The 26,761-nt window shown below is 64.5% G+C and carries 25 protein-coding genes; 11 read left to right on the top strand and 14 right to left on the bottom strand.

The window, feature by feature from the left end:
• Nucleotides 1–93: 93 nt before the first annotated feature.
• Both A3E1_RS0132580 and A3E1_RS0132575 read left to right on the top strand, forming a co-directional pair.
• Nucleotides 94–2,703: a glycosyl hydrolase family 18 protein gene (locus A3E1_RS0132580; RefSeq protein ID WP_026209055.1), complete on the top strand. Its 2,610-nt coding sequence runs from the start codon at nt 94–96 to the stop codon at nt 2,701–2,703.
• A 113-nt stretch (nt 2,704–2,816) separates the two neighbouring features.
• Nucleotides 2,817–3,641, top strand: a complete 825-nt coding sequence (locus A3E1_RS0132575) for a patatin-like phospholipase family protein (protein WP_026209054.1) — start codon at nt 2,817–2,819, stop codon at nt 3,639–3,641.
• A gap of 308 nt (nt 3,642–3,949) precedes the next feature.
• Here the strand turns inward: A3E1_RS0132575 and A3E1_RS0132570 are convergent, their stop codons facing one another.
• Entirely contained in the window at nt 3,950–4,456 is a 507-nt protein-coding gene (locus A3E1_RS0132570; protein WP_020525018.1) for an HdeD family acid-resistance protein, read from the bottom strand.
• A gap of 93 nt (nt 4,457–4,549) precedes the next feature.
• Between A3E1_RS0132570 and A3E1_RS0132565 the strand changes: the two genes are divergently transcribed.
• Together A3E1_RS0132565 and A3E1_RS0132560 are read left to right on the top strand one after the other, a co-directional pair.
• Complete coding sequence (locus A3E1_RS0132565) at nt 4,550–7,873, top strand: SCO7613 C-terminal domain-containing membrane protein (protein ID WP_157631882.1); 3,324 nt, start codon at nt 4,550–4,552, stop codon at nt 7,871–7,873.
• A 69-nt stretch (nt 7,874–7,942) separates the two neighbouring features.
• The gene (locus A3E1_RS0132560; RefSeq protein ID WP_020525016.1) at nt 7,943–8,989 is read left to right on the top strand and encodes an FHA domain-containing protein; all 1,047 of its coding nucleotides are present in this window, start codon (nt 7,943–7,945) and stop codon (nt 8,987–8,989) included.
• Here the strand turns inward: A3E1_RS0132560 and rocD are convergent.
• Together rocD and ddaH are read right to left on the bottom strand one after the other, a co-directional pair.
• Complete coding sequence (gene rocD, locus A3E1_RS0132555) at nt 8,976–10,175, bottom strand: ornithine--oxo-acid transaminase (protein WP_020525015.1); 1,200 nt, start codon at nt 10,173–10,175, stop codon at nt 8,976–8,978. The genes A3E1_RS0132560 and rocD overlap by 14 nt on opposite strands.
• A 5-nt stretch (nt 10,176–10,180) precedes the next feature.
• Entirely contained in the window at nt 10,181–10,990 is an 810-nt protein-coding gene (ddaH, locus tag A3E1_RS0132550) for a dimethylargininase (RefSeq protein WP_040392523.1), read from the bottom strand.
• Nucleotides 10,991–11,221: 231 nt separating this feature from the next.
• On the opposite strand from ddaH, the gene A3E1_RS0132545 reads away from it, so the two are divergent.
• Genes A3E1_RS0132545 through A3E1_RS45335 form a run of 3 tightly spaced genes read left to right on the top strand, consistent with a single transcriptional unit; the run spans nt 11,222 to nt 14,123 of the window.
• A complete protein-coding gene (locus tag A3E1_RS0132545) occupies nt 11,222–12,655 on the top strand; it encodes a sugar transferase (RefSeq protein WP_020525013.1) in 1,434 nt (477 codons plus the stop codon).
• A gap of 9 nt (nt 12,656–12,664) precedes the next feature.
• The gene (locus A3E1_RS0132540; RefSeq protein ID WP_026209051.1) at nt 12,665–13,657 is read left to right on the top strand and encodes an SMP-30/gluconolactonase/LRE family protein; all 993 of its coding nucleotides are present in this window, start codon (nt 12,665–12,667) and stop codon (nt 13,655–13,657) included.
• A 7-nt stretch (nt 13,658–13,664) separates the two neighbouring features.
• Nucleotides 13,665–14,123: a T6SS immunity protein Tdi1 domain-containing protein gene (locus A3E1_RS45335; RefSeq protein ID WP_020525011.1), complete on the top strand. Its 459-nt coding sequence runs from the start codon at nt 13,665–13,667 to the stop codon at nt 14,121–14,123.
• On the opposite strand, the gene A3E1_RS0132530 is transcribed toward A3E1_RS45335, so the two are convergent.
• The 4 genes from A3E1_RS0132530 to A3E1_RS43255 all read right to left on the bottom strand — a co-directional run bounded on the left by A3E1_RS0132530 (nt 14,124) and on the right by A3E1_RS43255 (nt 18,059).
• Nucleotides 14,124–14,801, bottom strand: a complete 678-nt coding sequence (locus tag A3E1_RS0132530) for a response regulator (RefSeq protein WP_020525010.1) — start codon at nt 14,799–14,801, stop codon at nt 14,124–14,126. It abuts the gene before it with no gap.
• A gap of 95 nt (nt 14,802–14,896) precedes the next feature.
• Nucleotides 14,897–16,453, bottom strand: coding sequence for a S15 peptidase family protein (locus A3E1_RS0132525; RefSeq protein ID WP_026209050.1), 1,557 nt, complete (start codon nt 16,451–16,453; stop codon nt 14,897–14,899).
• 78 nt (nt 16,454–16,531) lie between these two features.
• Nucleotides 16,532–17,278 carry a 3-oxoacyl-ACP reductase FabG gene (fabG, locus tag A3E1_RS0132520; protein WP_020525008.1) on the bottom strand — a complete coding sequence of 249 codons (747 nt, stop codon included), beginning with the start codon at nt 17,276–17,278 and terminating at the stop codon, nt 16,532–16,534.
• A gap of 55 nt (nt 17,279–17,333) precedes the next feature.
• The gene (locus tag A3E1_RS43255; RefSeq protein WP_020525007.1) at nt 17,334–18,059 is read right to left on the bottom strand and encodes a TetR/AcrR family transcriptional regulator; all 726 of its coding nucleotides are present in this window, start codon (nt 18,057–18,059) and stop codon (nt 17,334–17,336) included.
• 72 nt (nt 18,060–18,131) lie between these two features.
• On the opposite strand from A3E1_RS43255, the gene A3E1_RS0132510 reads away from it, so the two are divergent.
• A complete protein-coding gene (locus A3E1_RS0132510) occupies nt 18,132–18,518 on the top strand; it encodes a hypothetical protein (RefSeq protein WP_020525006.1) in 387 nt (128 codons plus the stop codon).
• Nucleotides 18,515–18,958 (top strand): SRPBCC family protein, encoded by a 444-nt coding sequence (locus tag A3E1_RS0132505; RefSeq protein WP_020525005.1) that lies wholly within the window; start codon nt 18,515–18,517, stop codon nt 18,956–18,958. The genes A3E1_RS0132510 and A3E1_RS0132505 overlap by 4 nt, the downstream gene beginning before the upstream one ends.
• Here the strand turns inward: A3E1_RS0132505 and A3E1_RS43250 are convergent.
• Nucleotides 18,939–19,370, bottom strand: a complete 432-nt coding sequence (locus A3E1_RS43250; protein ID WP_020525004.1) for a DUF7144 family membrane protein — start codon at nt 19,368–19,370, stop codon at nt 18,939–18,941. The two genes, A3E1_RS0132505 and A3E1_RS43250, sit on opposite strands and share 20 nt — an antisense overlap.
• Complete coding sequence (locus tag A3E1_RS43245) at nt 19,367–20,545, bottom strand: YibE/F family protein (protein ID WP_157631881.1); 1,179 nt, start codon at nt 20,543–20,545, stop codon at nt 19,367–19,369. Before A3E1_RS43245 ends, A3E1_RS43250 begins: the two co-directional genes overlap by 4 nt.
• A gap of 36 nt (nt 20,546–20,581) precedes the next feature.
• On the opposite strand from A3E1_RS43245, the gene A3E1_RS0132490 reads away from it, so the two are divergent.
• A complete protein-coding gene (locus tag A3E1_RS0132490; protein ID WP_026209049.1) occupies nt 20,582–21,367 on the top strand; it encodes a DeoR/GlpR family DNA-binding transcription regulator in 786 nt (261 codons plus the stop codon).
• The gene (gene lpdA, locus A3E1_RS0132485) at nt 21,364–22,749 is read left to right on the top strand and encodes a dihydrolipoyl dehydrogenase (RefSeq protein ID WP_020525001.1); all 1,386 of its coding nucleotides are present in this window, start codon (nt 21,364–21,366) and stop codon (nt 22,747–22,749) included. Before A3E1_RS0132490 ends, lpdA begins: the two co-directional genes overlap by 4 nt.
• Here the strand turns inward: lpdA and A3E1_RS0132480 are convergent.
• The 5 genes from A3E1_RS0132480 to A3E1_RS0132460 are packed head-to-tail and all read right to left on the bottom strand — an operon-like array spanning nt 22,739 to nt 26,637.
• Nucleotides 22,739–23,587 (bottom strand): LLM class flavin-dependent oxidoreductase, encoded by an 849-nt coding sequence (locus tag A3E1_RS0132480; protein ID WP_020525000.1) that lies wholly within the window; start codon nt 23,585–23,587, stop codon nt 22,739–22,741. The genes lpdA and A3E1_RS0132480 overlap by 11 nt on opposite strands.
• Nucleotides 23,587–23,970, bottom strand: coding sequence for a YunG family protein (locus A3E1_RS0132475; RefSeq protein ID WP_020524999.1), 384 nt, complete (start codon nt 23,968–23,970; stop codon nt 23,587–23,589). The genes A3E1_RS0132480 and A3E1_RS0132475 overlap by 1 nt, the downstream gene beginning before the upstream one ends.
• 21 nt (nt 23,971–23,991) lie before the next feature.
• Nucleotides 23,992–25,026, bottom strand: a complete 1,035-nt coding sequence (locus A3E1_RS0132470) for a WD40/YVTN/BNR-like repeat-containing protein (protein ID WP_020524998.1) — start codon at nt 25,024–25,026, stop codon at nt 23,992–23,994.
• 10 nt (nt 25,027–25,036) lie between these two features.
• A complete protein-coding gene (locus A3E1_RS0132465; RefSeq protein WP_020524997.1) occupies nt 25,037–25,732 on the bottom strand; it encodes an ankyrin repeat domain-containing protein in 696 nt (231 codons plus the stop codon).
• Nucleotides 25,729–26,637: a cation diffusion facilitator family transporter gene (locus A3E1_RS0132460; protein ID WP_020524996.1), complete on the bottom strand. Its 909-nt coding sequence runs from the start codon at nt 26,635–26,637 to the stop codon at nt 25,729–25,731. Before A3E1_RS0132460 ends, A3E1_RS0132465 begins: the two co-directional genes overlap by 4 nt.
• Nucleotides 26,638–26,761 lie beyond the last annotated feature (124 nt).

Raw genomic sequence — 26,761 nt, 5'->3', positions numbered from 1 at the left:
TAAACATCTGAGTACACCTCTTGCGTGGCCGCCGTCACAGGATTAACTTTTAGCAAACTTTCCTATTAGGTAATCGCGCAGGAGCGTGTGGCCATGCAGCGCAAACCCTTAATAAACCTTGTCACCGCAGTGGTGACCGGGCTGGCGGCAACCGCCGTAGCGGTGGTCATGTCGGCCTCCGCCGCGTCCGCTGTAGACCATGAGACATGTCGTCCCGACGGGCTTTATCGCACCCCCGGAGTGGCGACGCCCTATTGCACCGCATATGACTCCGCCGGGCGCGAGACGATGGGAGCGGGTCACCCGCGCCGCGTCATCGGCTACTTCACGTCGTGGCGGCACGGCAAGGACGGCCGTCCGTCCTATCTGGCCAGCAACATCCCGTGGGACAAGGTGACCCATATCAACTACGCCTTCGCTCACGTGAACGCGTCGAACCAGATCTCGGTCGGCACACCCACCGCCACCAACAACCCCGCCACGAACATGACTTGGCCGGGAGTCGTGGGTGCCGAGATGGATCCGGCTTACTCCTACACCGGTCACTTCAACTTGCTGAACAAGTACAAGAAGGCCAACCCAAACGTTAAGACCCTCATCAGCGTCGGTGGATGGGCCGAGACCGGCGGCTTCTTCAACGACGCCGGCACGCGCGTGGATTCCGGCGGTTTCTACCGGATGACCACGACGTCCAGCAACACCGTGAACACGGCTGGTATCAACACCTTCGCCGACTCGGTGGTCAACTTCATCCGTACCTACGGTTTCAACGGCGTCGACATCGACTACGAGTACCCGACGTCCAATAACGACGCCGGTAACCCGCTCGACTTCGCTCAGGCCAATGCCAAGCGGGCAGGGCTCAACGCGTCATACTCCGTGCTGATGAAGACCCTGCGTGAGAAGCTCGACGCGGCCGCCGCCGCCGACGGCAAGTACTACATGCTGACCGTCGCCGCACCGGCGAGTGGCTGGCTGCTGCGCGGCATGGAGGCTTACCAGACCACGCAGTACCTGGACTACATCAACATCATGTCGTACGACTTGCACGGTGCCTGGAACAAGTTCGTTGGCCCGAACGCGGCTCTGTATGACAACGGTGACGACAACGAACTGACCGCCGGCGGTGTTTACGGTGCCTACCAGGGCATCGGTTACCTGAACACCGACTGGGCCTACCACTACTTCCGTGGCGCTGTCCAAAGTGGACGCATCAACATCGGCGTCCCGTACTACACCCGCGGCCACCGCAACGTCACCGGTGGCACCAACGGCCTGTGGGGCACCGCGGCGAAGACGGCCAACTGCCCGCCGGGCACACAGTCGCCCTGCGGTGATGGCGCGATCGGCATCGACAATCTTTGGCACGACCTGAACACCGCGGGTGTGGAGGAGCCGGCCGGGTCGAACCCGATGTGGCACGCGAAGAACCTGGAGAACGGAATCGCCGGGTCCTACCGTGCCGCCTACGGGCTCACTCCGGGCACCGACCCGGCCGACGACCTGACGGGCACCTACACCCGGCACTACTCCAGCGCACTAGTCGCCCCTTGGCTGTGGAACAACACGAAGAAGGTCTTCCTGTCCACTGAGGACGAGCAGTCCCTCGGTGCCAAGGCTGACTACGTGGCGAGCAAGGGCCTCGGCGGCATCATGATCTGGGAACTCGCCGGCGACTACGCCTACAACAGCGCGGCTGGCGAATACCGGATGGGCAACACGCTCACGAACCTGTTGCACAGCAAGCTCACGGCAGCGGGACCGTATGGCGCCTCGAAGTCGAACACACCGATGCCAGCGTCCACTTTGAACGTCGACGTGCAGATCGGCGGATTCGCCCTCGGTGACTCCAACTACCCGATCAACCCGGAACTGCGGGTCGTCAACAACTCCACCGTCACGATCCCCGGTGGATCCGTGCTCGACTTCGACTACGGGACGTCGGCGCCGGGCAACATGAGCCAGCAGTCCGGCTGGAGCATGGCCGTGACGCCTGGACACACGGGCAACAACATCGGTGGCCTTAAAGGCGATTTCCATCATGCCAAGGTGACCATCCCGTCGTACCTGTCGATCGCTCCTGGTTCCTTCGCTGAGTTCACGCTCAACTACCAGCTGCCGATTTCCGGTCCGACGAACTACACGCTGACGTTTGGTGGCACGACCTACAATCTCGCGGTCAACTATGGCCGCGGTGGTGTGACACCAACGGGGTCGCCGACCGGGTCGCCGACCGCTTCCCCCACGAGCAGCCCCACCGGTTCGCCCACGAGTTCGCCGCCGCCCGGCTGCACCGCCCCGGCCTGGAACTCCTCGACGATCTACACGAACCAGCAGGTTTCCTACAACGGCCGGCACTACACGGCGAAGTGGTGGAACCAGAACAACCGGCCCGACCTCAACGTCGGGGACGGCAAGCCGTGGCGCGATGACGGTCCTTGTGGCCCAACGACTTCGCCCACGACCTCGCCGACCACGTCACCCACGACCTCGCCGACCACTTCTCCGACGGCGAGTCCCACCTCCAGCCCGACGCCAACGCCTACGGCCACTGGCCAATATCCGGCGTGGGCACCGGGCACCGCCTACACCGTCGGCACCCGGGTCAGTTACCTGGGCAAGAACTACTCCTGCCGGCAGAACCACACCTCGCTGGTGGGCTGGGAACCCGCTACCACACCAGCACTCTGGCTCCTGGTCTGAGCCGCCCGTGAACACCGCCCGCCGTGCTGACAGCAGGTCGCACGGCGGGTGAGAAACAGAGCCGCCGGCGTTGAACCACCAGGCAACGCCGGCGGCTCCTTTATTGTGATGGTGTGGGGGCAGGGCCGGTTGGGTTCGTGCTCGGCGGCGGGGGAGTGCTCGGAGCCGTCGAGGTTGGCATGCTGCGTGCCCTTTTCCGGGCCGGGATCACGCCAGACATTCTCGTGGGGACCTCGATCGGCGCCATCAACGCGGCAATGGTCGCCCTCGATCCGACGCCCGCGGTAATTGACGACTTGATCCGGTTGTGGGCCAGCCCAGAGCTCAATGAGGTTTACGGCGACTCCGTGCCCAGGCAGATGCGCCGCTTCGCCACCCGAACCCATCTGCACAACCCAGCACCGTTGCGGCGCATGCTCGAACGGCACCTGGGGCCAGACCTCATGTTCGACAACCTCAAGGTTCCGACGCACCTGGTGGCCGCGAGCATTGAGCGGGCCGCCGAACACTGGTTCACCGAAGGCCCTGTCCTGCCCGCCATCATGGCCGCCGCCGCCGTTCCCGGCATGCTTCCGCCCGCCACCGTTGATGGCGAACACTTCATCGATGGCTCGATCGTTCGGCCCTCGCCTGTGAGCCGGGCCGTAGACCTAGGCGCCACAACGGTTTACGTGCTTCAGGTCGGCCGGGCCGACCGTCCGCTCACGCCACCGGAACGGCCGTGGGAAGCGGCGGCCGTCGCGTTAGAACTCGCGCGCCGGGCTCGCTTCGCCGACGAAGTCGCTTCCGCGCCACCGGGTGTCACGGTCCATCTGCTGCCCGGCGGAGGAGAAGGCGACGAAAGCCCGTGGGCCTACCGCGACACCGCCGGCGTGCGCCATCGCGTCTCCACGGCCTACGCCGCGTCTCGGGACTATCTGTCAGGGCAAGAGCCTTAACCCGATTTCCGATGTCCGCCGTGGTAACGGCCGTTCCTCCCGCGAGGCCCTCAAGGTCCGCGCGTCCAAGAACCGGCTGCCCGCATCCGTGTTTTATACAGCGCCCAGCGCGTCTCAAACCCCAGCGTGCAACTGCTTTCGCGCCGCATTTGCTCTGCACCCATACAGGCCGAGCGCGCTGCATATTTGTGCCTCAATGGGTGCAGAGCAAATGCGGCCAAAACAAGTGGTATGACCTGGGCTGACGCAAACGCCAGTGCGCGGCCGCCATTCATGGTTGGTGGCCGCACCCTAGGCGCCCGCCAGCCTCAGGCGGCGGGCATTTCGACGTGGGTGGCGCGGCGGCGGATGACCAGGGTGTAGATGACCTGGATGAGTCCAATGACGACGAGCGCGATCCCGGCCACGACGGCGATCGTGAGCAAGGATGGCTTGGGCCACAGGAACACCGCTATGCCGGCCGCCATGGAGAGCAGTCCCGTGATGACGGGAAGGACCCGGGGAAAGCCGCTCGCCAACTCGGCCGCGCCGCCAACCGTCCAAACGAGACCGATGACGGCGGCGAGGAGCGTTAGCGACGTGAAGAGGTTGCGTAGGCAGACCGCCGCGATGATGAGGTAGAGCAGACCGGCGATCCCGACGAAGACGCGGCGGAATGTTGACAGTTCCTTGGCCGTGAAGGCGCGGAGAATGCTGAGAATGCCCATGACCAGAAGCCACACCCCAAACAGGGCAGCGACGACAAGCAGCGATTTTTCTGGCCAGATCAGCATGATCAGCCCTGTGAGCACGGAGACCAGGCCTCCAACGATCATGGCCTGAACATACGCGATTGAGTATGCCGGGGGGACCAGATTGAGTACGGTGCCCGATAGTGCGAGGCGATCAAAGGCGGCATGCTGTGCGGCATGGACGAGTCCGCCTACCCGTGCCCGGTGTGCTTCACCCTGACCACGCTGGAGCAGCCCTGCCCCGGCTGTGGCCGCGCACCGGATCCACACGCCGCCGCTGTCATCACGCTGGACCAGCAGATCCTCGAGCTGAGTGCCAAGGTGCAGGCCGCCAAGCTCGAATACGAGGCTTTGTCAGCGCGGCTGACCGAGATGCACCGGCAGCGGGAAAATCACGCGACCCTGGTGCGTAACGCGGTCGCGGCGGAGAAGCAGTCCGTGCAGGCCGAGCAGCAGACCGTCAACCTCGCGGCGATGACCGCACCGGTGGTGGCGGCGCCCAAGTGGAGCCCGGCGCCGGAGCAGACCACCGTTGCGGTGCGCGCTGAAGCCGCCCCCAGGACCGTCCAAAACTTGCTGTTCATTCTCGGCGGCCTGCTCCTGGGCACGGCCGCCATCGTTTTCACCGCGGTCGCCTGGGCCAACTATGGCCTCGTCGCGCGGGCCGCGATCCTGAGCATCGTCACCCTCATCACGCTGTCGGTTCCGCCGCTCGTGCTCAAGCGCAGGCTCCGGGCGACGGCGGAAACCTTTGCCTCGCTTGGCATGCTGCTCATCGTCTTGGACGGTTACGCGGCCTGGTACGTGAACTTCCTTGACGTGCAACGCATGGATGGCAGCCTCTACGCGGGCACGGTCGCGGCTGTGACCACGGTCGCCGGGTATTTCTACGGCACCGCGTTCAAGCTCAGCGGGCCGCTCTATCTCGCTCTCGTCACCGCGCAGCCGGTGCTGCCGCTCTACTTTGGCAACGCGGGACTGCAGAGCCCCGGCTGGGCCATGGTTTTCGCCGCGGTGGCGGCAGGCAACGTGCTCGTCATTTGGCGGTCGGCGGGAAACACCGCTCAGCAAGCCATCGCATGGGTCATGCACGGCATCATGTTCCTGACCGCTTTCGCCTTCGGCGCGGCTGGCCTCTTGCTGCACGACAGCCTTGAGGCCTCGGCCGCGATTGTCGTGGTCGCCCTGGCGCTGGCAGCGGGAGCCGCGGTCAGCGGTCAAGCGGCCCACCGCGGGCTTGCTGGCGCAGGCATCGTGCTGGCCAGCATCGCGGCCGTCCTGCGGCCCATGGTGGATCAGCTCACCAACGAGGGCATCGTCCTAGCCGCGGCGGCTGCCGCGCTCGCCGCGGTCCTGGTGATTTTCGGCTTCTCGCGCTACCTGCAAAACCCCTGGCTAGCCGGTGCGACTTGGGGATCCATTGTCGCCCTTTGCCTTCCCGGCGTGGTTTCGTTCGGCTGGGCGCTCACACGTGGCGCGCTAACGGCCGCAGCGGCCGTGCCGTGGTGGCACGCGGGGGACATGGAACTCCTTGAGGGCCCCTATCACTGGGAGATGCCGGTCGCGCTGGCCTTGGCACTGGCCGCCTCCGCCCTGCTTCCCGCCGGCCGTACGCGCAAAGTCCTTGTCATCCTTGGCATCGCCGCCCTGGCGTTCGCTTTGCCCGGTGCCCCGCCGGTGGCGATCTGGGCACCGTCCACTGTGGACCTCGTCGCCGCCACGGGACTGCTCGTTTGGGCACTTCTCGTGCCCGGGCGACTAGGCCTCATCGCGAAATCGGCGACGGCCGCGATCCTTGTCTGGCACGCGATTCTGGCCGGGCAGGCGACGCCAGCGCTCGGTGCGGCCGTGTTCGGTGCCGTCGCCGTGCTCGGACTATTCGTGTCGGCGGTCGCGCCTAAGGGACTGCTGCGCCCGGCGGTCACCATCGATGGACGGCACGAACTGGCCGGCGTCGCCGCCGGGGTCACGGATCTGGTCATCCCGTTGCTCGGGTTCACCCTGGTCGCTGTCTTCGGCGGGGACCTGGTCTCGTCTTGGCGCACGATGGCTGTGCTCGTGCTGATCGTGCCCCTGCTCGGATCGGGACGGCAGTTCCGTGGCTACCACGTGGTGGCCGGGCTGGTCACGGCGCTCTATCTGCTGTGGCCGGACCTTCCCGGCAACGAGTCACCGGCGCTCTACGCGGCGCTCAGCGCGGTGGCGATGACCCTGGCCGGGCTCAGGTACTCGTGGTCGTGGGTCAAGTGGACTCCACTGCTGCCTGGATTGATCTCGCTGATGTGGGCCAAGCCCGTCTGGTACGCGCTGATTCTTGAGCCCTTTGCCCAAGTGACGCGGATCTGGGAAGGACGCGGGGCCACGCCAGAGGTGGGCCTGTGGTCAACGGTCGCCTTGACGCTGCTGCTCGTGCCGATCGCGGTTAACACGCGCTCGGTGAAGCTCACCGCCGTGGCGGCGATCCTTCCGGCGCTGGCGTGGCTTGCCTTCAGCGGTGTGCCCTGGCCGGTCATTCCCGCGGTCTCGCTCCTGGGTGGCCTCGCCGGGATCGTGGTGGCCACCATGCGGCAAGGCAAGGCCACGGTTGCCGTTCTGGGTGTCGTGCTCACGTTGTCAGGCCTAGCCGGGTCTTTGCCCAAGCAGTGGACCACGATCACGGCGCTGGCCCTGATCTCGGTCGTCATGGCTTTCGTCGGGGTGCGGATTGGCATCCCGGGCTGGATCGCTGGAGCGGTCGCCAAGGTGTTGCTGGCGCTCAGCATTGGGCAGGCGGCGGACCTGGAGCCGGAAGTGACCGCCTATCTGGTGCTCGCTGTCGCGGCGATCCTGCTTGGCCTTGGCTACCTGTTCGCACGCGATTCGCGCACGGCGCTTGAGGCGTCAGCCCATTCGGCGGCCTTGGTCGCGCTCTCGCTGTGCGTAGGCGCTCCGCATCACGCCGCCGGTGTCCTGGCGATATGGGGTGTCCTGATTGGACTGACGGGATTGGCGCATCAGCCGGTCGCGCGGGCCACCATCGCCGCCGCCGTCGAAGCGATCGCGTGGATCGTGCTCATGCGGGCACAGCAGGTGGAAACGCTTGAGGCCTACACCCTGCCGGTCGCGGTGCTTGCCGTCGGCGCTGGGATCTTCGCGGCGGCCCGCAAGGGTGGCCTGACGAGCTGGGTCGCCTACGGTCCGGCCTTGGCCGCGGCCCTGCTGCCGAGCCTGGGCGCGGTGCTGATCGAGAGTGGCGCCTGGGAACGCCGTCTGCTGCTCGGGACAGGTGCCCTGATCGTAGTCGTGGGCGGGGCAATCTGGCGCAAACAGGCCCCGTTCGTGCTCGGTGGGATAACCCTGCTGATACTGGCCGCGCACGAGATCGCGCTTGTCTGGCAGTTTATGGACGCGTGGATCCCGCTCGCGGTGTTCGGGCTGCTGCTCGTGGGCATGGCAATCACCTACGAAAGGCGCCTGAGAGATCTGTCTAGGCTGCGTAGCGCCGTATCCCGGATGACGTGATGACCTCGGCGAGCGGCCTCGCGCTGCATGGCGGCGCTACTCGCGCGCAGATTGGGTAGTCTCGGGCTCATGCGGTTTGAGGTCAGTCAGGTTCTGGATGCGATAGAGCGCCGTCTTGGTACCGACCCTGCCCTGGGTGCGGGTGTTATCGATGTCGCCGAGATGATGTACTGCGCCGATCTGGACGGCGGTCAAGGACGCCCAGCCAACCTCCTGAGGCTGGGGCTCGTGATCGACGCTCTGGCCCGGCAGGTGGGTGAGGAACAGGTCTACGCCTACTGCGTGGTCGATAAATCCTTGCTGTCCAATCAGGATTTGACCTCAAACGAGCGCATGGTCATGCGCCGCTGGGGCGATGACGGTCTGGTGGAAGTGGTGCCGGGGGCGGCGCAGCGCGTCGCCGAGATCTCCGACCTCACCGGGCTTCCCGTCATTTCCCGTGCCATGCCGGCGACCTGGGCGCCACTGCCCGGCGCGGGTGGTGCGGTCCTGAACCCGCGCGCCTCGATCCCGCACGGCCCCAATCAAGTCGGCGCACGGATGATGTCGCGCTGGTGGAAGTGCCCCGATCCCGAGTGCGGCCTCTTCGGCCCGATGCGGCGTAGCGCCGGGCTCCCTGTGCCCCGGTTGCGCATGGCCCAGCCGAGCTGTCCGCGCCATGACGCACCATTGCAAGACGGCGGTCCGCGGCCGCCGCAGCAGGTGCTCGCGGTGCGGGTGGACGGAGTGATCCGCATCCGGTTCGTGGTGACCGCGGCACAGCCCGTGGTCGTTGGCCGCGCACCGGAAAACGGCCAGGGTGTCGTGTTAGGACACTGGCTGGGCGAAGAGGCGCTCGCGAAGGTGAGCCGCTCACATGTGTCTGTTTCCCTTACCCAGCAAGGGATTCAGGTCACCGACCTGAGCATGAACGGGACGACGGTGCGGCTTGGCGGTGCGGCCGACGGTGAGCTTGCCCTGAGCAAGGGAGCCCACCGGGTGCTCGGCGCCTCCGATATCGTCGAACTGTTCCCAGGGGTTGAGTTCGGACGCCTCGGGGCGCTGTCGAGCACCCGTTCACTGGACGTCTCATCGGTGGTGGCCGAAGCCCCCACGATGATTTTCAGGCCGACTTAAGCACTGTCTTCAGGGCATCCACGGCGAAGTCGATTTCGGCTTCCGAAATCACGATCGGCGGCGCTAGCCGGATCGTGGAACCGTGCGTGTCTTTGGCCAGAACGCCACGCTCCAGCAAGGCCAGCGAAGCCGTGCGGCCCGACATGAGCTTCGGGTCTATGTCGATGCCGGCCCACAAACCCTTGCCGCGCACGGCTGTCAGGCCGTCGAGGTGCTCCAGCTCGCCAAGCAGGCGTTGTCCTAGCTCGGCGGAACGTTGCTGATATTCGCCTTTCTCCAGCAACTTGACGACCTCTATACCGACCGCGCACGCGAGCGGGTTGCCACCAAACGTCGAGCCGTGCGAGCCGGGCGTCAGCACGCCGAGCACCTCGTGCGAGGCGGCGACAGCCGACACCGGAACGATGCCGCCACCGAGCGCCTTGCCCATGATGTGCATGTCGGGCTGAACGCCTTCGTGATCCACGGCGAAAGTCTTGCCCGTGCGGCCGAGTCCACTTTGGATCTCGTCCGCCAGGAACAGGATGTTGTTATCCGTGCAGACCTGCCGAACCGCTGCCAGGTAACCACTCGGCGGAACGATGACGCCGGCCTCACCCTGAATCGGCTCAAGGAGAACGGCCACGGTGTTGTCGTCGATCGCTTCTTCCAGCGCGAGAATGTCGCCATAGGCAACGATCTCAAAGCCTGGTGTGTAAGGGCCGTAGTCGTCACGGGCCTCGGGGTCCGTGGAGAAGCTCACGATCGTCGTGGTGCGGCCGTGGAAGTTGTCCGACATCACGATGATCTTCGCTTTTCCAGCGGGGACGCCCTTTACCCGGTACCCCCATTTGCGGGCCACCTTGATGGCGGTCTCCACAGCTTCAGCCCCGGTGTTCATCGGCAGCACCAGGTCTTGCCCGGTCAGCTGGGCGAGGCGATGGCAGAACTCCGCGAACTGGTCGTGGATGAACGCACGGCTGGTCAGCGTGAGCCGGTCGAGCTGGGCGTGTGCGGCGGCGATCAGCTGCGGGTGCCGGTGCCCGAAATTGAGGGCGGAATAACCGGCGAGGCAATCGAGGTAGCGCTTACCGTCGATGTCCGTGACCCAGGCGCCTTCAGCCTCGGTGATCACTACCGGCAATGGGTGGTAGTTGTGCGCGGTCCAGCGTTCGGCATCGGCGACGGCGCCTGGGGTGAGGTTCACGTTTCTCAGCTCCTCAATTCGAGGGTGCAGCACTTCGGTCCGCCGCCAGCAAGCCGAAGTTCAGAAACATCCACGGGTACTGGGTTGTAGCCGGCCTTGGTCAGCTGCTCGATGAGGTTCGTGGCCTGCACCGCCAGCACGACGTTGTGGCCGTCGGAAACGGCGTTGAGTCCCAGCACCTCGGCGTCGGCGATGTTCGCGATGACGGCGTTGGGGAACAGCTGGCGCAGCACGGCCTGCGAACCGGGCGAGAACGCCTCCGGCAGGTAGGCGATGTTGGCTGGGGTCTCCCCGCGCGATCCACTCAGGACGGCGATGGCCGTGTCGAGGTGGTAGAAGCGGGGGTCAACCAGCTGCAAAGAGATGACCGGGCGGCCAAAGAGTTCCTGTGCTTCCAGGTGCGCCGCGTGAGAAGTGCGGAAGCCCGTGCCGGCGAGCACGACGTCGCCGACGACGAGGATGTCGCCTTCGCCTTCGTTGACCTGCTTGGCTTCGTGCACTTCAAAACCGGCCCGCTCGGCCCAGTCCCGGTAAGCCGGGGCCTCATCGGCCCGCTCGGCGTGGCGGAATTGAGCCGTGTACATCTTGCCGTCGATAACCGTGCCGCCGTTGGCGGCGAAGACCATATCTGGCAGACCCGGCAGCGGATCGATGAACTCGAGCTGGTGCCCCAGTTTCTCGTATGCGCTCACCAGCGATTCCCACTGGCTGATGGCCAAAGTGGTGTCGTAGGGTGCGGTTGGGTCCATCCAGGGGTTGATCTTGTAGGTGACGGCAAAGTGTGTCGGCCGGCACATGAGAAAGCGCCTCTGCATGCGTTAACGCTAGATCGCGTAAGACGACGGCATCCACCGTTGACACGTGCGTCCGCCAGCTATTCATTGCGTATTCACGCCTGTTGACCAACGATTCGTTGTTGGTGCGCTGGATCACCCGCGCTCAAGTGACTACTTTCTGTCTGAACAGTCCTCATATCCGGTCCCACGTCCGAGGATGTCCCGGTGACAGCAGCATCGGTCATCACTTCCGGCACCACAAATTCTGGGATGAGTGCCGTCTCGATCGCGAGAGCGCACCTTCGCCGGTACGTCCGCACGATCGTGATCATCGATGCTGTCGTGATCTCTCTGGCGGCCGTCGGCGGCTACTTCGCACGGTTCGCCGAAGAAGGCGGCCCCATCGGCACCGAGGTTCCCTACGTCTTGGTCATGACCGGGCTCGTGTTCTTCTGGCTGCTGTCGCTAAAGCTCCTGCACTGCTACGACGACCGCGTGCTTGGCTACGGCGCCGAGGAATACCGCCAGGTCCTTCAGGCGAGCTTCCGGCTGGCCGGGATCATCGCGATCAGTGGCTACGTCATCCAAAACGACATCTCCCGGCTTTTCCTCGGGTTCTCTTTCGTCATGGGGACAACCGGTTTGCTGACCGCCCGGTGGGTCGCCCGGCGCGCGCTGCACAAGGCACGCTCCCGTGGAGCCGGCTGGTCACATCGCGTTCTCGTCGTCGGCGACGTGCCGCACGTGATGGAACTCGTGCACCAGTTAGACCGCGAGAGCTGGACGGGTTACCAAGTCGTCGGCGCCTGCATCCCGCACGCACTGGCGACACCAGAACCGCAACGGCTGGGCGAGATCCCGGTCGTTGGCTCGTTCCGCACCATCGTCGAAGCGGCCACCGCGACGAGTGCGGACACGATCGCCGTGACGGCCTCGGCCGAGCTAACCGCCTCGCGGCTGCGCCGGCTCGGCTGGCAGCTCGAAGGCAGCGGCATCGACCTCGTCGTCGCCCCGGCACTGACCGACGTGGCCGGCCCGCGCATCAGGACGCGCCCGGTCGCTGGCCTGCCGCTGATTCACGTCGAGCCACCCGATCTCAGCGGCCCGGCGAAAATCGTCAAAGGTCTCACGGACCGTTTCATCGCCGTCATCGGCATGCTGCTCATCTCGCCACTGCTGCTGACGATCGCGCTGGCCATCAAGGTCAGCAGCCGCGGTCCCGTCTTCTTTAGACAAAAGCGCGTCGGCCAAGACGGCGAAGAGTTCGACGTCTACAAGTTCCGCACGATGGTCGTCAACGCCGACCAATTGCTCGCGGCACTAGCCGAACAAAACGAGACCGACGGCCTGATGTTCAAGATGCGCAAGGATCCCCGCGTCACTGGAGTCGGCCGGTTCCTGCGCCGCTACTCCCTCGACGAGCTGCCGCAGCTGATCAACGTGCTCGGTGGGTCAATGAGTCTCGTCGGCCCACGTCCGCCGTTGCCGAGCGAGGTCGCGCAATACGACGGTGACGTCGCGCGGCGACTGCTCGTCAAACCCGGAATCACCGGACTTTGGCAGGTCAGTGGACGCAGCGACCTGTCCTGGGAAGACGGCATCCGGCTCGACCTTTACTACGTCGAGAACTGGTCGCTCACGACGGATCTGCTGATTATGTGGAAGACCGTGGGAGCGGTAGTCAGGGCGCGCGGAGCTTACTAAGCTGCCGGCATGAGGCCCAAGGGACGCAGGTGGATCAGCCCGGCCAAGGCTCCGGCAACGGTTCCTCCCGCGCTTGAGGGAGTGTGGGCGCCGACTGACACTTCGCTGGATCATGTTGAGCTGCTTGACCTTCCGTCAGGCCACGGCCCTGAAGACGTTTGCGTCGACCTCGACGGCCGGCTTGTCGCTGGTGGTGATGACGGGCGGATTTGGCGCTGGGGCTCGCAAAACGGGACGCCTGAACTGATCGCCGAAACCGGTGGGCGCCCGCTGGGGATTGAGGTCGATCCACGTGACGGCACCCTGATCGTGTGCGATGCCTACCGGGGATTGTTGCGGCTAACCGATCGTGGCCTGGAAGACCTCACTAGCACCGCCGACGGGACGCCGATTCTATTCTGTAACAACGCCGCTGTGTCCGCCGACGGCACCGTCTACTTCACGGACAGCTCTAACCGGTACCCACTATCGGTTTGGAAAAGGGATCTTCTCGAGCATCAGCCCAATGGGCGCCTCCTGTCCTATCGCGACGGTGTGACCGAAGTGATCGCGATGGACCTCTACTTTCCCAACGGGGTCGCGCTGAGCCCAGCCGAGGATCAGCTGCTGCTCCTTGAGGACAGCACTCACCGTCTGCTCCGGTTCGATTTGAGCACCGGTGAGCGGACAGAACTGCTTGATCTGCCGGCTTATCCGGACAACATGTCGGCTGTGGGGGACGGGACGTTCTGGATCGCGCTGCCGAGCCCGCGACTGCCCATCATGGAAAAACTGTTGCCCTATCCGTCATTGCGGCGGATCGCGGCTTTGCTCCCGGAAAGCCTGCAGCCGCAGCCACTCAAATACGGACTCGCCGCCCAGGTCGATATCGACGGCAACGTGCTGCGGACTTTGCACGGCCCGGCTGGACGCTATTGCATGGTCACCGGGGTCCGCCAGCAGGGGGACGTCCTGTGGCTTGGCTCCTTGACCGAGCGTTCCGTCGCCCGGGTCATGCTTTGATGGTCAGATGCAGCTGACGAAGACGTTCACGCCCGAGCAGTTCGCGTCGGCCCTGGACTCGTGGGCCTTCCTTGACCTAACCGGCAAGGAACCGGTCTTCACCTCGCTATTTGGCGATGTGTTCCTGGAGTCCGCGGACGGCTGGTGGTATCTGGACACCCTCGAAGGCTCGCTCAGCCTGCTCTGGCCCACGCACGAGGAACTCCTCGAAGCACTGGCCTCCGACCAAGGTCAAGACCGCTATCTCATGGGAGCGCTGGCCGTCATCGCTGACTCCCGTGGCCTTCACCTTGAGGAGAATCAGGTTTACGGGTTCATGCCCCCGCCGGTTCTCGGTGGCACGTTCGCCGTGGAAAACATTCAGGCCGACGACTTCGCCGTCACGGTCAACATCATGGGCCAGATCCACCACCAGATTCGCGATCTCCCGCCCGGCACGCCGATCACCAACATCCGCCTGGAGTAGCTACTGCTTTCCGCGGGAGATCAGGCCCGACTCGTAGGCGAAGACCACGATTTGGACGCGGTCGCGCAGGCCGAGTTTGCTGAGGATCCGCCCGGCGTGGGTTTTCACGGTGGCTTCGGACAGGACGAGGCGGGCGGCGATCTCGGCGTTTGATAGGCCGCGTGCCACTTCGTGCAGGACTTCCCGTTCGCGGTCGGTCAGGGTGTTCAGGTGAGCAGGCTCAGCTGTGGCGTGCGGCAAGTGTGGCGCGAACGCGTCGATCAGGCGCCGGGTGATTTGCGGTGCGACAACGGCGTCTCCTGCGGCCACAGAACGGATGGCGGAGAGGAGATCAGCTGGCATCGTGTCCTTCAGCAGGAATCCGCTCGCTCCCGCGTGCAGGGCCGCGTAGACGTATTCGTCAAGGTCAAACGTTGTCAGGACGAGCACGCGAGCGGACAGTCCACTTGCGACGATTTGACGGGTGGCCTCGATTCTGTCCATCACCGGCATGCGTACATCCATGAGAACCACATCGGGTTTCAGCGCACGGGTCATCGAAACACTTTGGGCGCCATCACCTGCCTCACCGGCGATCGTGAAGCCAGGCTGTGACTCCAGCACCATGCGAAAGCCGGCGAGCAGGAGCGGCTGGTCATCCACGAGCAGGTGGCGTCGCTCTATGGTCGCGATGTGCATGGGTGGCCGTCGGCCTTAGGTCTGACACCAATCCTGCTTAGGTGTCGCTGGCCGCCCTCGGGCAGGACGGCCAGCGCATTTCGTGGAGCGGTTCGTTAACGGATCGGCAGGTCGACCCAGGACGGTCCGCCAAACGTCGCCGTAGCGAACAGGTCGTTGTCGTCGAGGTAGAAACCGTCGTGACCATCGACCACGAGCACGAGCTTGTGCCCGGACGGGACGTCATAGCTGACCGCCGGCAGGCGGATGTCCAGGTCACGGTAAGACCCGGCACCGCCACGCCACGACAGTGGCGCGTGGGTGATCAGCCGTCCCGTGCCCGACCAATCCATGTCATAGAGGTAGGCCACGAGCGTGCCCTCGTTGCGTTCCGGCTTGACTCGCAAGTGGACAGACGGCGTTCCCCGCACCTTCAAACCACTGTCGGAGGAGGCGATCCACACACCGGCATTGATGCGGTTGACACCCGGAATCCATGCCGTCGGCGGGATTCCCGTGAGCGCTTGGAGACCTTGCGACAGCATGATCAGGCCACCCGCCGCCACCGTGTCCGGGTTGATCTCGGCTGACCGCGTCCAGCCACTTGACGGTGATCCGCCTAGTTCTCCAGTACCCGTGAAGAAAGAAACGGAGCCAAGGCCCAGCCGCCGCGTCGTTGCCGGGACACCCGCCCAGCTCGCGAAAGACTCGGACGCACCACCTGTCAAAGACTTGAGCACGACCGGGTTTTCGGTGTCGATCCCGTTGGCGATGCCCGACAGGTGCCGGTCGAACCAGCGGCGAGTCGAAGTCCAGACGGCGTTGTCCAGACCCGCTAGGCCGGTCAGTTCAGGGATCGCATGGTCGCCTGGGTGCAGCTCCATCCGCTTCGGGCCGGTGAGCGCCGAGAAGAAGTCGGCGATCTGGTTAGGCGGGAAAATGGAGTCGCCATAGGCGTTAGCCATCAGGATCGCCGGGCGGCGAGCGTTGATGGTGCTCAGATATGTTGCGGCGGAACGGGTGCGCCCGAATGCTTTGATGCCTTCAACGTTTTCGTAGGCATAGAAGTCCGCGAGCATGTTGTTGAGTTCCACTGACGGACGGCCCAGGAGCTGAGCCGCGAACCCAAGCAGCGCACTGGATTGCAGGCGCCGCGTGTCGCCGCCAAACAGAGATCCGACGAGGTCGGTCCAGCCGGATAGCGAAGCGACGGCTTTGACCCGGGTGTCGTGTGCGGTGGCGAGCAAACTGATGCCACCGCCGTAGGAGACACCGGCCATGCCGATGCGGTTGACATCAGCGGTCGTGTTGGCCACGAGCCAGTCGAGCACTTTGGACACGTCTGCCATGTCCTTAGGGCCCGCGGTGTCGATCTCACCGCCGGACTGCCACCAGCCACGAGGAGTGTACGACAGCACGGTGTACCCGCCTTCGGCCAGTTTTTGGGCCTGGGCAAGGTATTCGAGGTCGTTGAGACCCCAGCTGGAAGGGAACACGATGGCCGGATGACGCCCGGCCGACGTTGGTTCGATGACATTGGCTTTGAGGACTACGCCTTGGTACGCGGCGATGTCGACGAACCGGAATCCGGTGGTAGGTGCGGCTTGGGCCGGGGCACCCAAACCGACAACGGTCAATACGGCAGCTAGCAGGAGAGGGACAGTTCTCCGCATGGCAACCTCTTTCGGGAGAAGTTACCGAGAGGTAACCATGCGGTGAGCTAGAACACAATACTCGTTGGTAACAAAATCTTAACCGCGAGAACCACCGGAAACATAGATAACTTGGCCAGTGACGAATCCAGCACCTTCACTGACCAGGAACGAAATGGTGTGCGCGATGTCGTCGGGGTAACCGACTCTCCTAACAGGAGTCTCGGCGGCACGGGCCGCTTGGAACGCCTCGAAGTCCACGCCCACGCGAGCAGCCGTCGCGGCGGTCATCTCGGTGACGATGAAGCCGGGCGCGACCGCGTTGGCCGTGACGCCAAAGGGGCCCAGTTCAACGGCGAGTGTCTTGGTGAAGCCCTGCATCCCGGCCTTGGCGGCGGCATAGTTCGCCTGGCCCCGATTGCCAAGGGCGGACGTTGACGACAGGTTCACGATGCGGCCGTACTTCTGCTCGACCATGAACTTCTGCGCCTCACGTGTGCACAGGAACGCCCCGCGCAGGTGGACGGACATGACCGTGTCCCAGTCCTCTTCGGACATCTTGAACAGCAGATTGTCACGCAGAACCCCAGCGTTGTTCACGAGCACCACGGGCGGGCCCAGCTCGTCGGCGATCTTCGCGAAGGCGGCTTTGACGCTCTCCGCGTCGGCGACGTTGGCCCCAACGGCGATCGCCTTGCCGCCCTTGTCCGTGATCGTCTGCACTGTTTCCGCGGCCTGCTCCTGCGTCAGGTCGACAACGGCGACGGCGAACCCATCCGCGGCGAGCCGGATAGCGGTGCCGGCTCCGATACCCCGGCCTGCGCCGGTGACAACTGCAACTCTCATGCCCGGGACTTTAAGGCCCGTTCAGGGGGCGGCACCATCGCGGGGATCACCAGTCTTAGCGGTGCTGGACGAGATCGTGGAAAGAAAGATCCTTCGTGGCGTTCGGCGGGACCTTTCCGTGCGGTGGGAAGAGCTGGCTACTGAGCGTTTCGTAGAGCCAGGCCTTGAACTCGGGCACGGTCCAGCCAGCGTCACGGGTCAGGCCAAGAAACGTCTCGTGGCTGTTAATGACAAACATGATGTCGGCTGCCCGCTCAGGGGTCAGGCCGTGCCGAAGGTGGCCATGAGCGGCGATAGTCGTGATCAGCTGGCCCATTCCGGTCCTTCTGGCGGCAGCTATGTTCTGCCAATGGGCGTCGATGTCAGGATCGGAAGCCGCTGCGGTGTGCACGGCTTGGCTCAGCGGAGCCATCCGCGCGTAGATGTCCACGCCGTGCTCGATCACCAAGGCCAGTGCACGATGGCCGTCGAGTGCTGACAATGCCTCCTGCATCCAGCCACGTTGCATCACCGGCGCGGGCTCGGGCAGACCCGCCGCGGTTACCTCAATGACCTCGCGGAGCAGGTGCGCCTTGGTGCGGAACACGTAGTAGACGGTCTGGACCGCCACTCTGGCTTCGCGGCCGATGCTTTCCATCGTGGTGAGTGCGTAGCCCTGCTCGCAGAAGAGGCGATAAGCCGCGTCCACGATGCGGCGGCGCGTCGCCGCAGCCTGCTCTTTGCGCTTCTGACCTGGCTTCTGGCCTGCGCTCTGGTTCGGGAGGCGCTTGACATCACTCATCGCAGCATCGAGACTACTAGACAAGATAACTAGTGGCTGCCACTAGTGATTAGTTCTAGCCTAGGCGGGTTCATGGGAGCGTCGATCCGGATCGCGGCCGTTCTTTGCTGGGTGACGTCAGTCGGGTTCGGCGTGTTCACGCTGCCTGCCATGCGCAACTTGATGATCGGAAAGAACCTCCCGATCGTGTTTGGATTCCCCGCCTATGGAGGCGGGCCGTTCGAGCGGCACGGGCTGAAAACGTCTGTTCCGCTCTTAGCACTGTTCCTGCTGGTGTGCGTGCTGGAAGGGGTCGCGGGCTGGCTGCTCTGGCGTGGACACCGCAGCGGCGCCTATCTCGCCTTGGCCCTGCTGCCTTTTGGTGCCTTGTTCTGGTGGGGCTTCGCCCTGCCCTTCGGGCCGGTTTTCGCGCTGGCCCGCACGATTCTCATCTTCATCGGATGGAGCAGCCTGCGATGACTGTCATAGAAAGCACTACCTATATCGAGCGATCACCCGAGGACGTCTTCGACTACCTGGTGGATCTGCGCAGTGAACTCGAATGGAATCCGGGCGTGGAGTCCATGGAGTTGCTCACTGATGGCCAAGTCGGTGTGGGCTCGCGCTATTTGGCCAAGTGGAAGCAGAGCAAGCACATTGAGGTCGAGTGCGTGGCGTTCGACCGGCCGCATCACTGGTCTTATGTCAACGGCGGTCCGGTGTCTGTCACGTTCACGGGGCACCTCACGCCAGAGGGCACGGGAACGCGACTGGCCGCCACGTTCGATGCCGAGCCGAACGGGTTGCTGATGCGCCTAATCTTCCCGGTCTTCATTCGGATCATGCGGCGCCAGGAACGCGAGAACATGGTCAACCTCAAGCGAACCCTTGAAGGGAAAGCTAAACGGATCGCCACTTGACGGTCAGGCCGTAGATGACGGCGATGCACAGCGCGATGACGACGAGCGACCAATATGGCGACGTGAATAGATAGAGCATGTGGAGGACCGCTGTCCCGCCGGCTGCGGCGATCGCGGCGGGCACCGACCACTCAAGGCCCATCAGAAGGCCCACGCCGATGGCGATCAGCGCGAGGCCGAAGATGAGGTGGATCCAGCCCCAGCCGTTGAGGCCGAAAACGAGCACGCCGAAGCGCGAGATCACGGCTCGGTAGTTGTCGTTCATGAGGGAGACCAGGCCCTCAATGAAGTTGAAGACGCCGGTGAGCAACATGAGCAGAGCGGCGAAAAGCACCCAGCCGTCGTAGCGGTCCTCTTCGACCGTTAGTTCGTACTCTTCGAGCACCTCAGGGGTGTCTTGAGAGTCGGTCATGAGGTCACGCTAACGCTCTCGCCTGCGCCGCTGAGGCGTTTCGCACAGATCCATGCCGCTAGAGCGGTCGTTATGGGGACGGCGGCGATCAGGCCCAGGGTGCCGACGACGCTGCGGACGATTTCGGCGGACAGGGCCTGTGTCGTGAGGACGTTCATCGCGCCTGTGCCGCCGGCGACGAGCAGGAGCAGGAGCGGCAGCGACGCTCCGGCGTAGGCGAGGATGATCGTGTTGACCACGGAAGCCACGTGTGACCGCCCGACTCGTAGCGCTGAACGGTATAGCTGACGCGCGCTCAAGCCTGGGTTATGCAGGGCGAGCTCGTTGACGATGCTCGTCTGGGTCACGGTCACGTCGTCGAGGACGCCCAGGGTGCCGATGATGATCCCGGCGAGCAGAAGGCCACGTAAGTCGACGCCCGGCAGGATATTGCTCAGGATCGCTGTGTCGTCCGTTCCGCTGCCGTTGAGTTTGAGCACGACCGTGACGAGCAGCCCGAGCAGTCCTGTGAGCACAAGGGCGGCAAGGGTTCCCAGCACCGCCACCGACGTGGTGACGCTGACACCATGGGTGAGATAGATGACGGCGAACATGATGGCGGCCGCTCCCACGATCGCAACCGGCAGCGGTGACGTTCCGCGCTGAATCGCGGGCAGGATGAACCACAGCAGCACCGCGAAACTGACCGCTAAGCCGAGCAAGCTCGTGAGACCGCGCCAGCGGGCGAACGCGATCACGGCGGCGGCGAACAAAGCGATCAGGGCGAGGAGTTCGCGGCCGCGATCGAAGTCGACGACCGCGTATTGACCGCCAGCCTGAGCCACGACCACGCGGTCGCCTGCTTTGACGACCGGGGCGCTGCGTCCACTCGGGACAGTGGCGTCGAACGTCTGCTCACCGATGCGGACCACCGCTGTCGAGCAGCTGCCGCCGGGGGTTGCTGGCGTGCCCTGTGGGCACACGGGGGTGACCGACTCGATGCGTGCTCTTTCGAGTACCCGCGAACCAGAATTAGAAGTGGGCGCGGCCCCACGGGGCCAGAAGACCATGAGCCCCACGAGCGTGGCGGCCACCAAAGGCAGCAAGATGGCCTGCATCAAGTGGCGGACGCGGGCTGGGGCCGGAGGAAGATCTTCCGGCTCGTGGGTGTGGCTGTGGCCGTGCCCCGTCTCCACAAGCTGAACGTAGCTGACGGTAATAGGGTGTGTGGTGTGTTAGCGCAACAGCGGCAGGCCGCCATCTTGGAACGCGTTCGCCTGCACGGCGGCGTGCGGGTCAGCGACCTCGTCACCGAGTTCAGCGTGTCCGACATGACGATCCGGCGCGACTTGGAAACCCTGGCAGATCAGGGCCTGGTGGCCAAGGTGCACGGCGGGGCGACCGTCGTGCGGCCGGGGTCCACTGAGGAGCCTGGCTTCGCGGCCAAGTCGGTACGCAATCGGGCGGAGAAAGCCGCGATCGCGTCCCGTGCAGCGGAACTCGTGCACCCGGGAATGGCCGTGGCACTGTCGGCGGGAACAACGACAGCGGAACTCGCACTGAGGCTGACGGGCGTGCCCGAGCTGACCGTCGTGACGAACTCCGTCCCGGTGGCCGATGTCTTCTACCGCTCAGGGCGGCCTGATCAGACGGTGGTGCTGACCGGCGGCGTACGCACGCCTTCAGATGCCCTTGTCGGTCCGGTTGCCGTGGCGGCGATTCGCACGTTCCACCTGGACTTGCTGTTCCTCGGCGTGCACGGCATCAGCGAGCGCGGCGGTTTCACCACGCCCAACCTGATGGAGGCTGACACGGACCGCGCGCTGGTCGCCGCCGCCGAAAAACTGGTCGTCCTGGCCGATCACTCCAAATGGGATCTGCTCGGGATCTCCACGATCGCGGCGCTCGCCGAGGCCCACGTAGTGATCACCGACAGTGGGCTGCCTCAGCCTGCTCAGCAGGTGTTGCGTCAAGCCGTCGGTGAGCTCATCGTGACCGAGGTACCGTCGCAGGTGTGAGCGCACACTTTGATGTTGTCGTCCTGGGAGCAGGCCCCGGTGGCTACACAGCCGCGGTGCGGGCCGCTCAGCTGGGTTTGAGCGTTGCCATCGTCGAGGAGAAATACTGGGGCGGCGTCTGCCTCAATGTCGGCTGCATTCCGTCTAAGGCACTGCTGCGAAACGCGGAACTGGTGCAGATCTTCACGACCGAAGCGGCCAAGTTTGGCATCAACGTCGACGGCAAGGTTTCGGTCGATTACGGTGCCGCCTTCACGCGCAGCCGGCAGGTGGCCGATGGGCGAGTCAAAGGCGTCCACTACCTGATGAAGAAGAACAAGATCACGCAGTTCAACGGGCGCGCGGTCTTCACCGATGCTCACACCTTGCAGGTCGGCTCCGACACGATCAGTTTCGGCAACTGCATCATCGCCGTTGGCGCGACGACCCGTCTGCTGCCCGGCACGTCACTTTCGTCTCGCGTTGTCACCTATGAAGAGCAGATCCTGTCCGGAGACCTGCCGCGCAGCATCATCATCGCCGGAGCGGGTGCGATCGGGGTCGAATTCGCTTATGTGCTAAGGAGTTACGGCGTCGAGGTCACGATCGTCGAATTCCTCGACCGGCTCGTACCCCTCGAAGATGCCGAGGTTTCCGCCGAGCTGGCCAAGCGTTACCGCAAGCTGGGCGTCACCGTGCACACGTCGACGAAAGTCGAGTCCATTGAGGACACTGGCTCCTCGGTGCGTGTGACCGTCAGCAAAGACGGGGCGCAGCAGGTGCTCGAAGCCGACAAGGTGTTGCAGGCCATCGGTTTCGCGCCCAGGGTCACTGGCTATGGGCTGGAGAAGACCGGCGTCAAGCTGACCGAACGCGGGGCGATCGACGTCGACGGACGTTGCCGCACCAGTGTTCCGCACATCTTCGCGATTGGTGACGTGACCGCCAAGCTGATGCTCGCGCACGCCGCCGAGTCGATGGGCGTCATCGCGGCCGAGACGATCGGCAAAGCCGAGACGATGGAGCTCGACTACGTCATGATTCCGCGCGCTACCTACTGCCAGCCGCAGATCGCGTCATTTGGCTGGACGGAAGCTCAGGCGCGGGAAAAGGGCTTTGACGTCAAGGTGGCCAAATTCCCGTTTACCGCCAACGGAAAAGCGCACGGGCTCGGTGACACGGCAGGTTTCGTGAAGATCGTGTCAGACGGGGAACACGGCGAAATCCTTGGCGCGCACCTGATCGGGCCCGAGGTGACGGAACTGCTGCCTGAGCTGACCTTGGCCCAGCAATGGGACCTCACCGTGCACGAGGTCGCGCGCAACGTACACGCGCACCCGACGCTTGGTGAAGCGGTGAAGGAAGCGATCCACGGCCTCGCAGGCCACATGATCAATATGTAGCCAGGCGGGAGGCGACTTCTTCAAGGACCGCTTCAGAGCCCGCGAACGGGCCGTCGGGACGGGGCCAGTGGGTGATGACGTCGGTAAAGCCTAGTTCCGTTGCGCGGCCTAGGCATTCCTCGAAATAGTCCACACTGGACAGCGAAAAAGTGGGCGCCGGGTCGAACGTCACGTAACGGTCGATCGTGGAACCGGTCTCGTTGAAATGACGCACCGATCCGGCGACGCCACGCCACCATTCCTCGTCGGTGTCAACCGGGCCACCGTTTGTCACCCAGCCCTGCCCAAAGCGGGCGGCCAGTTTGGCGGCACGTGGTCCGCGAGCGGCGACGATGAACGGGACGTGGGGGCGCTGCACGCAGCCAGGCGTCGTGTAAGCCTCGACCGCCTGATAATGCTCACCGCGCCAGGTCAGCGGCTGTTCCGTGAACAGAGTGTCAAGCAGCTCAACGAATTCGGCGAACCGCTCGTGCCGGCTGCGGGCGGTTAGCTCACGCTGCCCGAGGACGGACGCGTCGTAACCCACACCGCCAGAGCCGATGCCGAGGCTGAATCGCCCCTGAGACAAGTCGTCGAGAGCGGTGATTTCGCGGGCGAAGTGCACCGGGTGGCGGAAGTTAGGCGAAGCCACCATCGTGCCAAGCCTGATCCGCGACGTGTGCAGGGCGGCTGCCGCCAGCGTTGGCACCGCGTCAAACCACGGCTCGGCGACCAGACTGCGCCATCCAATGTGGTCATAGGTCCACGCGTGGTCGAAACCGTAGTCCTCGGCGCGCTTCCATTGCTCCTTGGCCGCTGACCACCGGCGTTCCGGCAAGATGATAATTCCAACCCGCATCATCGCAGCCTAGCCAAGAACCGCTGCTTGAGAAGCTGGTATTCGGGGTCGCGCTTGGGCACGACGCCGGGCGGACGCTGCACCACCTTGATAACGGTGAGGGTCTCACCGAGTTTGAACTGCTCGCGCGTCAGATCGATCTCGATGCCGCAGTCGAGCCGGTTCCAGTTGTGGAACCCGCGCTGCTCGCCATCGACATGCACGGAAGCCATGACGAACTCGCCGCCGAACAGGTCATGGATGATCAGCGCGGTGAGGTCGCAATGACCACGGGACGGATTGTCTGGCTGCCAGCCATAGCGCTCCAGATCGTCTGGTGAGCACGTGTCTTCGGCCCAGCTGGCGCGCAGAGCACGTTCAATCTCGGTGAGGGTTAGCGTCACGCCCGGCAAAGTAGCCGTGCCCTACGACAGTTTGTAGACCCGGCCGTGCTCACCTGAGGCCCAGCACACACGGTATTGCCAGCGCGCGCAGTCAACGGTGTCAAGGCTTCCATCGGCGAACCGGGTCCAGGTCTGGCCGCTGTTGTAACTGATGTCGCTGCCGGACGGTCCAACCGCGATAACAGTGTGCAGCGTGAACGGCACCCAGGCCGCGCCCGACCGGTACTCCCCGGGCTCCTGTCGTGCCAGCGTCCAGCTGCGGCCGCCATCGCGGGTCACCGCGACTCCCTCGGGCGCACTGGTTGGGGCGTCAAACGCTCCGCCCACGGCTACGCCGTGCCACGGGTCGCGGAACGCCAGCGAATAGATGCCAGCTGTCGGTCCACTCGGGACAGCAGTGCTGGACACTTCCCAGGTATAGCCACGGTCGTGTGACCGGAACACGCGTGAAGCCTCGCCGCCACCCGTCGCGAACCAGGCGCTGTGTCCTGACGTCGTGAGGCAGGTGCCGCTGGCCGCGAACGCGAACTCGCCTTCCAGCGCGGCGGGCATGTTGGTGTCGGGCAACACTTTCCAGCTCGCTCCACCATCTGAAGTGGACAGAATGCGGAACTTGCCGTCCACTGGGTCGGAAAGGGCTAGACCCCGCCACGGGTCGAAGAACGAAATGCAATCGTAGAAGGCGTTCTCATCGTTGTTGCGGAACGTCTCGGTCCAGGTCTGGCCGCCGTCGCCGGTGCGGTAAATGCGGGAGTCTTGGCCCGGGCCGATGGACAGGATCACAGCGCGGTTGGCGTCAAACGCTTCGATGTCACGGAATTGCAGGGTGGCCGTGTCTGGTGGACCGACCTGTTGCCACGAGAGGCCACCGTCAACGGTCCGCAAGACGGAGCCGGCGCCGCCGCTCGCCCAGGCGATGTGCGAACTCACGGCAGAGAGGCCGCGCAGCCGCGCCGTCACCCCGGTGTCGGCGGTAGCCGTCCAAGCCGGTTGGTGCACTGGAGCCACGCCCATGGACAGTGAGGCGACCAGGGACATGGTGATCAATGGGGTCATGTAAGTAAATCTATATGGCACCTTGGGTGCGAAGCCATGCCGCGAGCTCATCGGCCCCGGACCTTTCCGCGGCACGCACGGGAGTGAGGCCATCGTGGCCAACCCAGTTGAGCATGGCGCCCCGGCCTAGCAGGTATTCGGCCGTTTCCCGTTGCCCGCCGTGGCAAGCGCACCAGAACGCGTTGGTGATTTCATCAGGTGAGGCATCCTGAACTGACCGCACCTCATCGATGAGCCCAAGGGCCGCGGCCTGCCACAACGTGACCGAAGCACCACGGTCCACCAGCAGGCGCGCGGCCTTCCACTGTCCGAACGCGACAGCGTCAGCCAGGGGCGTGCCGTTGCCGATGACCCCACCGCCGGCCTCGATGTTGGCACCGAGATCTAGCAAGGTGCCGGCCAGTTGGACGTCGTCGTTGCTGGCCGCCCAGTGCAGGGCGGTCTCGCTGTGGAAGCCCTGGAACTGACCGTCCACGGGAGCGCCGGCGGCGGTCAGCAGGGTCACGGTTTCGGAGCGCTGAGGCAGGTGACCTGGGAAGTCGCTCGCGATGTGCAACAGGGTCCGCCCGTTGCCGCGCTCATCGACGATCACAGCCGTCGCGAGTGACGTGTGGTCGGCTAACAGGACACTGAGCGTGTGCGTGTCGCCAGACTGGATCGCCTCAGTCACTGCTACGGCCAGGCTTTCGGCCTTTTCAAGCCTCATTCGTCCACCTTAGTGGGCGTGAGGAAGACAAACCTGATCACGGGGTAGCGCGCCATGAGCCGGCGCTCGGCCACATTAGCCGCGGCAACGATGTCGCCATCGCTGACGAAGACGGCACGTGCCGCCACCAGCACCTCGGACATGCCGATGACGCTCGTATAGAGCTCCGTCACCTGATGCACGCCTGGGACCGCGGACAGTTCTTTTTGCAGTTCCCGTTCTAACCGCTCTGGGACAGCGACCCCGATGAGCAGGCTCGCGTTACTGCGAATCAGGCTGATCGCGACAAAGATCAGCATCGCCCCGATCGCCATCGAGGCGAGCCCATCCCATACCGGGGAACCGGTCAGCTTCGACAGCACCAGCCCTAGGGCCGCGAGAATCAAGCCGGCCAAGGCCGCGAGGTCCTCCAGCACAATGGCTTTTACGGCCGTGTTTGACGTTCTTCGCAGGTACCGCCGGAGCCCGGCCCGGTAAACCGAAGCTTCCGCTGACGCTTGCTTGAGTCCTTGCCGCAGTGAGATGGATTCGAGCACGAAGGCGATGGCCAGCACGATGAGCGAGGGCCAGATGTTGCCGTCGGGCTCCCCGTGCGAAAGCGTGTGGATCCCTTGCGTGATCGCGAACCCGCCACCGGCGACGAAGGTGAATCCGGCGGCGATAAGCGCCCAGACGAACGCGGACCGGCCGTGCCCGAGTGGATGGCGTGCGTCAGCTGGCTTCTTGCCCCGCTGAACGGCGATGAGCAGCAGCACCTCGGTCGTCGTGTCCGCCACCGAGTGCGCCGCTTCGGACAGCATCGCTGACGATCCACTCACGACACCGCCAATCGCCTTGGCGACGGCGATGCCCAGATTCGCCACCGCCGCGACGACGATCGTGCGCACTGACTCCGACTCAGCCATGCTGCCTAGCCTCGCGCCGCGGCTCGGTATGAGGCCGCTCCGACACGCATCCGGGGAGGTCAGAGTATGTGTGCGCAGTCGCTTTGCTCTGCACCCATAGAGGCGGAGGGCGCTGCATATTTGT

The organism is Catelliglobosispora koreensis DSM 44566 (assembly GCF_000379685.1).
Classification (GTDB): domain Bacteria; phylum Actinomycetota; class Actinomycetes; order Mycobacteriales; family Micromonosporaceae; genus Catelliglobosispora; species Catelliglobosispora koreensis.
The sequence above is the reverse complement of the archived record's forward strand: the minus strand, read 5'-3'. Positions and strand labels throughout refer to the sequence as shown.